General features: G+C 60.1%; 12 protein-coding genes and 4 pseudogenes. 8 read left to right on the top strand and 8 right to left on the bottom strand.

The window, feature by feature from the left end; all coding sequences use genetic code 11:
• The first annotated feature begins 107 nt into the window (after positions 1-107).
• Together AC0L2H_RS32115 and AC0L2H_RS32110 are read left to right on the top strand one after the other, a co-directional pair.
• Complete coding sequence (locus AC0L2H_RS32115) at positions 108-548, top strand: transposase (RefSeq protein WP_080643877.1); 441 nt, start codon at positions 108-110, stop codon at positions 546-548.
• 12 nt (positions 549-560) lie between these two features.
• Complete coding sequence (locus AC0L2H_RS32110; protein WP_019863449.1) at positions 561-746, top strand: hypothetical protein; 186 nt, start codon at positions 561-563, stop codon at positions 744-746.
• 76 nt (positions 747-822) lie between these two features.
• Here AC0L2H_RS32110 and AC0L2H_RS32105 read toward each other — a convergent pair.
• Positions 823-1,358, bottom strand: a pseudogene (locus AC0L2H_RS32105) (ATP-binding protein); the annotation flags it as partial.
• Between AC0L2H_RS32105 and AC0L2H_RS32100 the strand changes: the two are divergent.
• Positions 1,344-1,653 (top strand): annotated as a pseudogene (locus tag AC0L2H_RS32100) (transposase); the annotation flags it as partial. The pseudogenes AC0L2H_RS32105 and AC0L2H_RS32100 overlap by 15 nt on opposite strands.
• A 156-nt stretch (positions 1,654-1,809) precedes the next feature.
• Positions 1,810-2,407 (top strand): annotated as a pseudogene (locus AC0L2H_RS32095) (transposase); the annotation flags it as partial.
• On the opposite strand, the pseudogene AC0L2H_RS32090 reads toward AC0L2H_RS32095, so the two are convergent.
• Positions 2,348-2,710 (bottom strand): annotated as a pseudogene (locus tag AC0L2H_RS32090) (transposase); the annotation flags it as partial. The pseudogenes AC0L2H_RS32095 and AC0L2H_RS32090 overlap by 60 nt on opposite strands.
• Before the next feature lie 14 nt (positions 2,711-2,724).
• On the opposite strand from AC0L2H_RS32090, the gene tnpA reads away from it, so the two are divergent.
• The 4 genes from tnpA to AC0L2H_RS32070 all read left to right on the top strand — a co-directional run bounded on the left by tnpA (position 2,725) and on the right by AC0L2H_RS32070 (position 5,764).
• On the top strand, positions 2,725-3,162 hold the full coding sequence (gene tnpA / locus AC0L2H_RS32085; protein ID WP_019863445.1) for an IS66-like element accessory protein TnpA: 438 nt from the start codon (positions 2,725-2,727) through the stop codon (positions 3,160-3,162).
• Positions 3,159-3,509, top strand: coding sequence for an IS66 family insertion sequence element accessory protein TnpB (gene tnpB, locus AC0L2H_RS32080; protein WP_019863444.1), 351 nt, complete (start codon positions 3,159-3,161; stop codon positions 3,507-3,509). Before tnpA ends, tnpB begins: the two co-directional genes overlap by 4 nt.
• Before the next feature lie 72 nt (positions 3,510-3,581).
• Entirely contained in the window at positions 3,582-5,165 is a 1,584-nt protein-coding gene (tnpC, locus tag AC0L2H_RS32075; RefSeq protein ID WP_019863443.1) for an IS66 family transposase, read from the top strand.
• Entirely contained in the window at positions 5,162-5,764 is a 603-nt protein-coding gene (locus tag AC0L2H_RS32070; protein WP_019863442.1) for a UPF0149 family protein, read from the top strand. Before tnpC ends, AC0L2H_RS32070 begins: the two co-directional genes overlap by 4 nt.
• Positions 5,765-6,096: 332 nt before the next feature.
• On the opposite strand, the gene AC0L2H_RS32065 is transcribed toward AC0L2H_RS32070, so the two are convergent.
• The 6 genes from AC0L2H_RS32065 to AC0L2H_RS32040 form a co-directional block, all read right to left on the bottom strand.
• Positions 6,097-6,558, bottom strand: a complete 462-nt coding sequence (locus AC0L2H_RS32065) for an Lrp/AsnC family transcriptional regulator (RefSeq protein ID WP_019863440.1) — start codon at positions 6,556-6,558, stop codon at positions 6,097-6,099.
• Positions 6,559-6,781: 223 nt separating this feature from the next.
• Positions 6,782-7,945, bottom strand: coding sequence for a M24 family metallopeptidase (locus tag AC0L2H_RS32060; RefSeq protein WP_019863439.1), 1,164 nt, complete (start codon positions 7,943-7,945; stop codon positions 6,782-6,784).
• Positions 7,946-8,196: 251 nt separating this feature from the next.
• A complete protein-coding gene (locus tag AC0L2H_RS32055) occupies positions 8,197-9,864 on the bottom strand; it encodes an ABC transporter ATP-binding protein (protein ID WP_019863438.1) in 1,668 nt (555 codons plus the stop codon).
• On the bottom strand, positions 9,864-10,688 hold the full coding sequence (locus AC0L2H_RS32050; RefSeq protein ID WP_019863437.1) for an ABC transporter permease: 825 nt from the start codon (positions 10,686-10,688) through the stop codon (positions 9,864-9,866). Before AC0L2H_RS32050 ends, AC0L2H_RS32055 begins: the two co-directional genes overlap by 1 nt.
• Positions 10,689-10,698: 10 nt before the next feature.
• The gene (locus AC0L2H_RS32045) at positions 10,699-11,658 is read right to left on the bottom strand and encodes an ABC transporter permease (RefSeq protein ID WP_019863436.1); all 960 of its coding nucleotides are present in this window, start codon (positions 11,656-11,658) and stop codon (positions 10,699-10,701) included.
• Between the two features lie 12 nt (positions 11,659-11,670).
• A partial coding sequence (locus AC0L2H_RS32040) for an ABC transporter substrate-binding protein (RefSeq protein WP_473593658.1) occupies positions 11,671-12,612 on the bottom strand: 942 nt, incomplete at its 5' end.

Here is a 12,612-nt window from a genome sequence, read left to right as displayed (position 1 = left end):
CATCGCAGCGATCACCGCCTCCGAAGCCGACATCCACCCCCAAGGTCGGCATAATCCGGACATCGGCATAATGGACGTTATGCCGACGTCGGCATAACGTCCACTTCATGAGGAACGTGCTGGCCCATGCCGGCAAGAGCGGCCGCAGGGTCGTCTCAGCCTTCATCGCCACCGCGTTTGCCCAAGAGACCCCGCCAGCACCCAATGGCGCGCCGTCGCCGACCAGATCCGGCCGAAGGTGCCGAAGCTGGCGACAATCATGGACGCACGCCGAGCCCGACGTGCTGGCCTACATGACCTTCCCGAAGGAACATCGCGCCAAGCTGCACTCGACGAATCCGATCGAGCGTCTCAACGGCGAGATCAAGCGGCGCACCGAGGTCGTCGGAATCTTCCCGAACGACGATGCGATCGTGCGCCTCGTCGGCGCAATCCTGCTCGAACAGAACGATGAATGGGCAGTGCAGCGGGCCAGATATATGACCCTGGAAACGATCAGCCAGATGAGCGATGATCCCCTGATCAGCCTGCCAGCCGTGGCGCGCTGATCAGCCCGGCCCATGCCGGAGAGCACGGCGACCAATGCCGCCAGCTACACCACGCCGCGGGACACGATCCTTCGTCTGCGCATGAGCAAGCGCATTGCGCATCCAGGAATGCGCATCGCGGGCGGCGTCGCGCAGGCCCTTGTGCTCGTCGGGGTGTGCATTTCGCTGATTGTGAGCAGCCATTTCACGCGATGGTGAGCGCTCATTTCATTTGATCGTGAGCAGGTATTTCACGCGATCATGAGCGGCCGCTTCGACCGACTTGTTCATTGATTCAGGTGTTTGCGGCTGCGTCAAGAGCGTGGGCGCGAGCGCTGTGTTTTCGCATGCTTTCTCCGGTGAGTTGAAGGCGGTGAGCGTTGTGAACTAGGCGATCCAGAATCGCGTCGCCGAGGGTGGGATCGCCGATGACGTCGTGCCAGTGCTGGACGGGGATTTGGCTGGTGACGATTGTGGAAGCGCGGCCATGGCGATCGTCGAGGATCTCCAGGAGGTCGCGGCGCTCGGCGGCATTGAGAACCGACAGGCCCCAGTCGTCGAGTATGAGGAGCTGAACGCGGCCGAGCGTCTTGAGCAGGCGGGCGTAGCGTCCATCGCCGCGTGCCAGGGCGGCGCCTCGAAGAGACGCGGGACGCGATGATAGAGCACCGATCGATTGTCGCGGCAGGCCTTGTGACCGAGCGCGCAGGCCAACCAACTCTTGCCCAGGTCGGTTGCGCCCGTGACCAGGCAATTCTCATGACGGTCGATCCAGTCGCCGGCGACGAGCTTGGCGAAGACGGCGCGGTCGATGCCGCGTGGGGTGCGCAGGAAGGGGAAATCCGTCCAACCGCAAGAGCCAAGCCGAAGCAAAAGCGGGGTCGTCGGCGACCGGATCCGCTGGTGAAGGTCACGGGCCAGCTGCGCGCGTGGTTCGACGAAGAGCCGTGGCGGACGAGCCGCGAATTACTGGTGCGCCTGCAGGCGGAGCAGCCGGGGCAATTATCCTGATCAACTTCTGCGCACGTTGCAGCGCCGTTTGAAGATCTGGCGGAAGGAAAAAGCACACGCGATGGTGTTTGGGCCAATGCACGTCGAGCCGGCAATCGAGCCGATGGCGCATTGATCCAAACCCGGCCCTGGGGAACATTATGGTGAGGCAACGGAAATCATTCGGGAGCATTCCAGGGTGAGGCAATACGGCGTCTCTCCCAGATTGTCGCGCTATAGGGCATAATGGGTAAAAAGGATTCCCACTATGACCTGACCCAAAGACCCTGCGATACCAAATGATCTTCTCGACCAGCTTCTGGCGGGAGGCGCAGCCAGTGCAGCCTTCGAACAGGGCGGCCTGCTGGATTCGCCCAAGAAAGGTCTGACCGAGCGCGCCTTGAACGCGGAGATGGACCAATCATCTGGCGAGCGGCGAAGACGCTGGCAATACGCGTAGCGGCTTCGGCCGCAAGACCGTGACGACGGAGACCGGCAAGCTGGAGATCGACATACCGCGTGATCGCCAGGCCAGTTTCGACCCGCAGCTGATCGCCAAGTATCAGCGTCGCTTCCCCGACTTCGACGAAAAGATCGTGTCAATGTATGCGCGCGGCATGAGCACCCGGGAGATCACGGGGCACCTGCATGATCTGTATGGCATCGACGTGTCGCCGGATCTGATCAGCACGGTGACGGACGCCGTGCTCGATGAAGTCGCCACTTGGCAGCAGCGCCCGCTCGATCCGGTTTATCCGCTCATTTCGATCCGGGTCAAGATCCGGGACGAAGGGATGGTTCGCAACAAAGCCATCCATATCGCACTGGGCGTCCGCGCCGATGGCGGACTCGCCGTGGACATAGGCTTCTTGTATCACAGCCACCAAGGCTTTCTCGGCCGTCCGGCGCGGCTCCAGGAAGCAGGAAGTACTTCCCTTGCGCAGCTTCGGGATCTCCGCGATCCGGCCCGCACGGGTGTCCCAATCGATATCCGTTCCGCTGCACCTCCGCAGCGGCTAGCGCGCCCCCTTCGCCGCGCCCGCCCGCGCTTCGACCTCCAGTTCCATGATCCGCTCGGCCGCAAAGGCCAGGATGTCGCGCATGAGGTCGCCATCGGCCTGCTTCTCAACCAGCTCGATCAGCGCCATTCGTAAGCGATGCGCCAAGGCACCTTGCAATAGGCCGGTGAACATGGAGTTTTTGGGCCATGACATTGGAACATGCAAGGGGCGATGTGGTCGCCGAGTTTAGCGGCATCGCACCGGCCGAAGATCGTGCAACGATGCCCGGGCGCTCGCGGCAACGGAGGCTGTGGAGTTGCACGGAGAAGCGCGCGTTGGTCGACCTGGCGAGCGCGGCGGTGTCCTCGGTGACGGAGGTCGCGGAAGCGTTCGGCGTAGCCCCATCCCAACTCTATGCCTGGCGCAAGCAGATGGCCGGCGGCGAGCTCGAGGCCGATCGGGCGATGGCAACTTTCGCGCGGATCGACGTGAACGATCTGCCCGAGGTCGAACGCCCCGTCGCCGATTGCCCGGACCCGGCCGGCAGGATCGTCGTGGCCTTTCCGAACGGCGCGCGATTGCGGATCGACGGGACCGTCGATCCAACGGCGCTGCGTATCGTACTGGCGGAGTTGACCAGGTGATCACGGTGGTGCCGACCGACCGGATTTACTTGTGCTGCGGTGAGACCGATATGCGCCGCGGGATAAACAGCCTGGCGCGGATGGTGCAGCAGGTGCTCGCGCTCAACCCGCATTCCGGCGCGATCTTCTGCTTCCGTGGACGCAAGGGTCATATCATCAAGATTTTGGCGCATGACGACCAGGGGTTTTGCCTTTTTACAAAACGCCTTTCCGATGGGTGTTTCGCTTGGCCGACCACCAAGGATCAGGTGACCGTGTCGCTCACCAAGGCACAGCTTTCGCTACTTTTGGACGGGATCGATTGGCGCCGGCCGAACAAGATTTATCGACCGCGTCTGGCGGGCTAAATTCGGTCGTTTCTCATTGATTTTGTGTCGATTTTGCTTCCGTAGACGAGGTCTTTCGGGTATGTAATTTGGGTGTCGGAACAAGCTCCCTCAATCGCTGATTTCCTCGCCCGGATCGCGCTTCTGGAGGCGGCCGTTTCTGCCCGTGACACCACCATCGCCGAACGCGATGAGCAGCTGCGAAGAGAGCGCGCCGAGGCCGCACTTCGCATCCAGCGCCTGCAGCTACGGATCGATCGCTTCAACCGCAAGGCCTTCGGCCGCTCGTCCGAGAAGTTGGGGCAGATGCTGCTCGAACTCGAAGATATCGAGACCAATTTCGCCGCCAGTGCGCCCGATCTCGAACTGCCTATCGTCGCTGACACCGACAAGGTCCGGGTGCTGCCGGTGCGTAAGCTCAACCCGAACCTGCCGCGCAAGCGGGTCGTTCGCAAGCCGTCTTGCGCATGTTGCCCGGGCTGCGGCGGCGACATGCGCGCCATGGGCGAAGATAGCGACGAGATGCTCGATCTGGTCGCCCAGGCCTGGCAGGTGATGGAGACCGTTCGACCCAAGTACAGCTGCCGGACCTGCGATAAAATCATCCAGGCGCCGGCACCAGCCAAGGCCATTGCACGCGGCAAGCTCAGCTATGCCGCGCTCGCCCATATCATGATGGCGAAGTGGGGCTATCATCTGCCGTTCTATCGTCAGGCCCAGATGATGGCAGCCAAGGGCGTCGATATCGAGCGATCCACGCTTGCGCGTAGCGCCGGCTACGCCGCTGCCTTGCTCGATCCGATCTACAATCGCCTCCGTGAGATCGGCCGTACCCGCACCAAGATTCACACCGACGACACGCGGCTTCCGATCCTGGCGCCCGGCAACGGCAAGACGCACAAGGGCGCGCTCTGGGTTTACGTCGCCGACGACCGCAACTCGGGTTCGCAGGAGCCGCCGATCGCCTGGTATCGCGCCACCATGGGCCGCGCCGGCGAGAGCGTGATGACCGAGCTCGCCGGATTTGCTGGCGCGCTTCAGGCCGACGGTTTTAGCGGCTACAATCAGCTCTACAAGGGCGGCGCCATTCGCGAAGCCGCCTGCCTGGCCCATCTGCGTCGCAAGATATTCGACGTTCACGACAGTCAGCCGACCGAGCTCAGCACGACGGCCATGGCCGGTATCCAGGCGATCTACCGGATCGAGGAAGAGATACGTGGGCTGCCTCCCTCCGAGCGATTGGCCGCTCGACGAAGTCGGACCCGACCACTGGTCCGCGCGCTGCGACGACAGCTCATGCGCCAGGGCAAGGGTTTGTCGCGCCATGCCGATATCGCCAAGGCCTTCGCCTACGGCGCCAAGCGATGGCGCGCGTTCAATCGCTTCCTCTACGATGGCCAGCTCGAGCCCGACAACATGATCGCGGAGCGCGCCATTCGTGGATTTACGGTCGGAAGGCGCAACTGGCTTTTCTCGGGTAACTTTGCCGCGGCAGAGCGGTCAGCGGTCGTGCTCAGCATCATCGAGACCTGCAAGCTCTGCGGCGTCGATGCCGAAGCCTACATGGCCGATGTCACCGAGCGCATCCAGAACGACTGGCCAGCCTCGCGCTGGGACGAGCTGATGCCATGGAATTGGGTGCGCCGCGAAGAGATGCCGCTCCCGTTGGCGGCATGAGCGCGATCGATGACATGGCGCTGTCGGACGCGGCGCTCGAGGCCTGGATGGCCGCCAAGACCAACCCCCGCCCGCTGGTGCGGACCGTCTCGGCGCTGGATGGCTTCGTAACTGCATCGGTCACCGGGCCGCGCTACCCGGACCCGCAAGACTGGATGTGCCCGCTCATGGGGTTGCCGCGCGACGTCCTGGCCAAAGGGTCTGCAACCGATCACGCCGTGTTTGCCAGCGTCGCCAGGATCCACAACCGGATCAACGAGACGCTCTTCGACAGACCGCAGGATTATGCGCCCCGATTCGCTACCAAGCCCAGCGGCGGCATCGACCCGCGGCCGTGGTGCCAGGGGTTCTACGCGGCCATCAATCTCAACATTAAAAAATGGAAATCGCTACTCGACCTCAACAACCCCAACCACGGTCTGCTGCTGCCGATCCTGATCTACTGCGTCGACAAAAAGGGCAGGCCCGTCCTCGGCAAGCCAAGGCCGGGGCCCGAGACCGCGCGCTTCATCGAGCACGAGGCGTACAAAGACATCGCCCTCGTCATCCCCGCCCTGCGCGAACTCCACTACGTCACCCGTTATGACGCTCCGAAGTGATCGGCGCCGGCGCGCCGACCAACGATCGATCTAACCATCAAGACGATTTCGGGACAGGTGCCTTGGCGCACCGCTTACCGCCATTCTGTCATCGGTCATCGTCATCTCCGTTTCAGGTCCTAGTTATTGCAACCCGAACCTTCTCGAAGATCGGCAATGACCGCCAGCGCCACAGTCGGCCGCGCGCTGCGCTACGCCGACGGTCCGCGCGCAGCCTCCTACACCATCAGCCGGGACACGGCCCAGTAACGGCGCGGTTTGAGACGAGATGTCAGAGAATTAGAGGCAACTACCTCCGGGCCGTGGAGCGTAAAATCTTAGGGCAACGCTATTCAGCAAAGCGGCAAACCAAAAGACGTCTTAATCCGATTCATTACAACGGTTGTCTTGAACCCCTTTACTTCGAGGTGTTCGTAAAAAAAACGACGGGTAAACGCTTCGTACTCGGCCATGTCCTTAGCAGAAACCGTAATAATAAAATCCGCTTCACCCGTAACGTAGTACGCGTTCATGATCTCAGGCGTCCGCCGAATTGCCTGCTTGAAACGATCGATGATATCTGCGCGATCGCGCTCGAGAGTGATGGATACCAGCAGGAGCAGGGGCCGACCGACGGCTTCCGGTGAAACTATCGCAACGTCCGCTTCAATCACGCCAGCGTCTCGAAGTCGCTTTAACCTCCGCTGACAAGCGGTAGCCGATAGTCCGGCAAGCTCGCCCAATTCCTCTGTCGTAAGGCGATTGTTGCGCTGCACGACGTTGAGAATCTTCCGGTCAATTCGATCCAGGTTCATTAACGATCTCTGTGCACCGGTAACATCGGATCAGCCAAATACTCCCGCGGGGCCGAAATTGTAGCAAGTGCCAGACAGGTCCCTCAGGGAATCGGCGCATAGGCTTCGACAGCGCAAAAAATTCGCTGGGGGCAAGTGATAACTGCAAAATCGCGCTTGAGCCTGATGCAACATATGAGTTGGAGCCGAACGGCCGTTCCCGCCGGGACAGGCCGCGCTCTAATCATGCACGATAGAGCGTATGAGGTGTGCGGCTGAGCACTTCTGCAGCCCGCTCGGTCACTACAACGTGCTCACTGGTTCCAATCAAGTAACCGCTTTCTCCGCATAGAATTATTGGCATGTGCAAGGTCATATTTGGCTCGAGTACGTCTGTGGCACCGGGCTCAAGACTGATGTTACCGCGCTCCACCCAGTTAATGCCGGTTTGGTAGCCGACCCTGTGGTTTAGAAACTCAGGATGCCCATATCGCTTTAGGACCCCTCTTCCGGCGGCATCAACTTCACCAGCGGTCACACCAGGCTTTATTGCGGAAATAGCAGCCTCCAGAGCTTCAATCGAGAGGTCGTGCAGCAGTTCAGTTTCGGCATGTCGACCAAGTACAGCGCTGCGGACCAATCCGCAGGCATACCCATTCTTCAAACCGGCAAGTTCCATAAAAGCAGGGTCGTTCTTTCTGATCGGATGGCGCTTGGGACTGCCATGCGAAAGCTTCGTCCGCTCGCCAAACAATAGCGTTGCCGAGGTTGCCCGTACTGTACCGCCGGCTTTCTCAACTTCGTCATCAATATTCTCAGCCACTTCCGCTTCCGTAATGCCCTCTCGCAGGGACTGCTGGAAAACTCGAACCGCCACGTCAGTCAGTTGCATAGCGAAGCGCATGACTTCGAGTTCCATCTCCGTCTTTACAGCTGCCACCGTCGCTACTAGACGAGTCGCATCAGCAAATTTGCAATCGGGAAGTTGCGCCTGAAGCGCACTAACATCCGCCGGTGCAAGGTTCCAGCAGCCGAGTTCAAAACCAATTCTGCTCCCGTTCAAGCCGAACCGCCGAATGGCAGCGGCGCAAACTGGCACAAAGTCCGACTGCTCCCTGTAAGGTACTATTTCTTCCACGCAGCTATCCGACCGGACGCCGCCCAATTCATACTCTCGGACCACGAATGTGGGCTTTTGTCCCGGTACGAGGATTAGCGGGAACGGCATGAAGTATCCACCACGCCCATCATAGCCGCTGAGATACTGCAGGTGACCGTGAGCGGTTACTACCAGGGCGTCGAGGTTGGCCCGTTCCATTGCCTCGAACACTTTTCGCTGACGGCGCTCATATTCGGTTTTTGGAAATGGAAGATCCGTTAGCGGAACTGTTGAAGTTATACTTGTCACCAGATCACCTCAATGGCGGACTTGTCGTCGAGAGGAAGCTGTCCCGCTATCCGGACGTTCAGCGAAATCGAAACATGCCGCCAATTCACGCCTCCACTAATCGGACAATCACCGCAACAGCAGCTTGCGTCAAATCCAGTTTCCATATTGCATTCATCTGGTTACGCGATGGACGCTACGCGGCGAGTTGCACAACGTTGCTCCATTGTTCCGTGACGGGTAAGCTTGTTCCGATTCGCGCCTCTCGAAGCTCAGTACCCAGCGCTTTCCATGCGGCGGTCGTTAATCGCGTGCTCCAACCAACCGAGCTCCATTTGTGGCACAGAAGATAACAGTAGCTCGGTATACGGGTCGAACGGCGGCGTCAGCACCTGCGTCTTCGAACCGTAACGGACGACCCCGCCGCGATACATCACCGCGATCGAATCCGCGATAGCCTTCACCGTCGCGAGGTCGTGGGTGATGAACAAATAGGCCACGTCCTCAATCTTCTGCAGGCGAAGCAAGAGTTTCAGAATGCCATCAGCCACCAGCGGATCGAGAGCGCTCGTCACCTCGTCGCAGATGATGAGTTTTGGCTTGGACGCCAGCGCGCGGGCGATGCAGACCCTCTGCTTTTGCCCACCCGAAAGCTCCGCCGGATACCGGTCAATGAAGCCCTTGCTCATCTCGATCTCGTCGAGCAGTTCGGCGACCCTCGCGTCGCGCTCCCGTCCGCGCGTTCCGAAATAGAATTCCAGCGGCCGGCCGATGATGGTTCCGACGGTCTGGCGCGGGTTCATCGCCACATCGGCCATCTGGTAGATCATTTGCAGTTCACGAAGATCATCCTTGGATCGGTTGGCAAGGTTGGGCGTGAGCGTGCGGCCGGCGAAGGTGATGCTTCCGGCGACGGGCGGAAGCAGCCCCGTGATGACGCGGGCGAGAGTTGATTTTCCGGAACCTGATTCTCCGACCACAGCGAGAGTCTGACCGGGATGGACCTCGACCGAAACGTCCTGCAGAACCTTCACGGCACCACCCCCATACGCGGCCGTAACTTGCTTGACCGCGAGGATCGACTTGTCGGCGGGCCTTTTTTCCTTGTGATCGATGGACCGCACCGAAACTAGCGCTTTGGTATAGTCCATGCGCGGCATTTCGATGATCTGACGTGTTTCGCCGTGCTCTATCATCTTACCGTCGCGCAGCACCATTATCTCGTCCGAGACTTGTGCCACCACGGCAAGATCATGTGTGATGTAGAGCGCAGCAACACCAGTGTCGCGAATCGCGTCCTTGATGGCTGCAAGAACGTCGATCTGCGTCGTCACATCGAGAGCCGTGGTCGGCTCGTCGAATACGACAAGATCGGGTTCGGAGCAGAGCGCCATTGCTGTCATGACACGCTGCAATTGCCCGCCAGAGACCTGATGTGGATAGCGGCAAGCAATGTTTTTGGGATCAGGCAAGCGGAGTTTCGTGAACAGGGCGAGCGCACGCTTCTCCACCTCAGCCTGGGTCGCAACGCCGTGCAGAAGCGCGGCTTCCACGACCTGGTCCATGAGCCGGCGCGCAGGATTGAAAGCAGCTGCAGCTGACTGCGCGACATAACAGACCGCTTTGCCGCGCACCCTGCGCAAATCCTGGACGCTGCCCTTTAGAATGTCGCGGCCGTTGAGAAAGACTTGGCCGCCGGTGATGCGAACGCCACCTCGGCTATAACCCATGGAGGAAAGGCCGATGGTCGACTTGCCGGCGCCGGATTCGCCAATCAGGCCCAGCACCCTGCCTCGCTGCAGTGCCAGCGACACGCCATCTACAAGCGTGATCTGGCGTGCCGTTTCGCCCGGTGAAAAGACCGTTGCCTCGACCCTTAGGTTGTGGATGTCGAGCAGGACACCGTTTTCGCCCCGCGGCTTTGCCTCAAGCTTAGCCATCAGTCGTGCCCCCCCTTGAGGCTGGTGGTCCGGGTAAGAATCCAGTCGGCAACGAGGTTGACGGAGATCGCCAGGGCGGCGATCATAGCAGCCGGGATGAGGGCGGCAGGAACCCCGAAGATAATGCCGTCTGTATTCTCCTTCACCATGCCGCCCCAGTCGGCCTCTGGGGGTTGCACACCGAGACCGAGATACGAGAGTGCCGACAGAAACAGCACCGAAAAGATGAATCGCAGGCCGAGTTCCGCCACCAACGGCGAAAGCGCATTAGGCAGGATTTCGCGGAAAATGATCCACGCGAGTTTCTCGCCCCGCAACTTAGCTGCTTCGACGAAGTCCATCGCGTTGATGTCGGCCGCAACTGCCCGCGACAGGCGATAGACGCGGGTGGAACCGAGGATGCCCATTACAAGAATCAGCGTCGCAACAGTGGAGGGCAGCACCGACAGCACCACGAGTGCGAAGATCAGCGTAGGGATCGCCATCAAGAGCTCGACAATGCCTGACACTATCATGTCGACTAAACCGCCGACTACCGCAGCCGCAAAGCCGAGGATAGCGCCTAGTGAAAACGACAAAGCGGTGGCCATGCCGGCAATAAAGATAGTGGTACGCGCGCCATATATCATTCGAGAGAGCAGATCTCGTCCGAGATTGTCAGTCCCCAACCAATACGCAGACGACATAGGTTCCCAGACGTCGCCCACGATCTCGCCATTGCCGTTGGGGGCGAGCCATGGCGCGAACAGCGCACATATAACAAACAGGCTTGTTAGAATCAGCCCGATCCAAGCTGAGACCGGGACGCGCTTGAGGTTGAGCATCCGCCCCTCCCTATTTCGGATGCCGCAGACGCGGGTTGGCGATGATCGCGCCGACGTCCGCAATTATGTTAAGCCCGATGTAGACGGCAGCGAAGATCAGGCCGACCGCTTGCACCACGGGCACGTCGCGCTTGGCGACATGGTCGACCAGATATTGCCCCATCCCCGGATAGACGAAGACTACCTCAACCACCACGACGCCGACCACCAGGTAAGCCAGATTGAGCATGACCACGTTGATGATGGGCGCAACAGCGTTCGGGAGAGCATGCTTGCGGATGACATCGAAGGCGGAAAGGCCCTTGAGCTCCGCAGTTTCGATATAGGCCGACTGCATCACGTTCAGTATCGCGGCACGCGTCATGCGCATCATATGCGCCAGTACCACAAGCACTAGAGTGGTGGCTGGCAGCACGATCGCCTTCAGTTTTTCCAGAAAGGGCATACCCTCATAGACGGTCGAGATAGCCGGGAACCACTGCAGCTTCACCGCAAAGAATAAGATAAACAGATAACCGATAAAAAATTCAGGCAGCGAGATCGTGGCCAGCGTGGTCGCCGAAATCAGCTTATCGATCAGACCGTTGCGATAGCGCACCGCAAGCAGCCCGAGGAGGATGGCAAGCGGAACTGATGTCACGGCCGCCCAGAAAGCTAGGAACAGCGTGTTCCACAGCCGCGGCATCAGCGTTACGGTGATCTCCTGTCGGGAGGTGAGCGCCGTGCCGAGATCGCCTGTCAAAATCCCACCCAGCCATTGGAAATAGCGCAGGATGGCTGGATCGTTGAGGCCTAGCTCACGGCGCAGATTGGCGAGCGCCTCAGGCGTTGCCGCCTGACCGAGGATAGACTGCGCCACGTCACCTGGAAGGGCCTGCGTGCCCGCGAAGATCAGGACGGACACGGCGAAGAGGAGGACAATGCCCAGCGCGATGCGCCGGGCAACCAGCCCCAGGACGGGCGAGCCCATAAGCACTCCTTTTCAGGCTTCGAGCCAGCATTGCTCTAGGGCTTTTGCCATACTGCCAAACACAGGGTCCTTCACGAACCCCTTTACGCCCGGCCCTGTCGCGTCGATGTATTGGTTGAACATCGGCACGATCACGCCGCCCTCGTCCCGAAGGATGATGGCTATCTCGCGATACAGATCCTTGCGCTTGTCCTGGTCGAATTCGGCGCGCGCCTCGATCAGAAGCTTGTCGAACTTTTCGTTGCGGAAATGCGTGTCATTCCATGGCGCTGTCGACAAATACACGGTCGAGTATATCTGGTCCTGCGTCGGTCGACCGTTCCAGCTGCCCATCAAGAAGGGCTGCTTGTTCCAGACATTCTCCACATAGCCGTCACTCGGCTCGCGCTTCACCTCGATGGTGATGCCCGCTTTGGCGCAGCTCTGCGCGTAGAGCTGGGCGGCGTCGGGGGCACCTGAGAAAGCCGCCTCGGAAGTCCTGAGCAGGATCGGTCCGCTGTGGCCGGATTTCTGATAGTGGAACTTGGCCTTGTCCGGATCGAAGGCGCGCTGCTCGATGTCCTCGGGAAAGAGCTGGTAGGAGGCATTGATCGGGAAGTCATTACCTATTGTGCCGTAGCCGCGCAGAATCTTGTCCACCATTTCCTCGCGGTCCATCGCGAGCTTCAAGGCCATTCTGAGATCGTTGTTGTCGAACGGTGTGGTGTCGCAGAATATGTTGAAGTTACGGTAGCCACGCCCCGAAACATTCTGAATGGTCACGCCGGGTACCCGCTTCACAAGGTCTACGATCCTCGGCGGAACCCCGTCGATCATGTTGACTTGGTTGCCTTGCAGGGCGGCCATACGCGCCGTCGGGTCGTTGATGACGATGATTTCGACCTGATCGGCATGGCCGTACTTGTCGCCTTGCCAGTAGTTTTTGAACTTTTCGCCGCCGTGACGCACACCCGG

The sequence above is a fragment of the Mesorhizobium sp. WSM4871 genome, from assembly GCF_055811295.1.
This window is presented reverse-complemented; position numbering and strand designations above follow the sequence as displayed.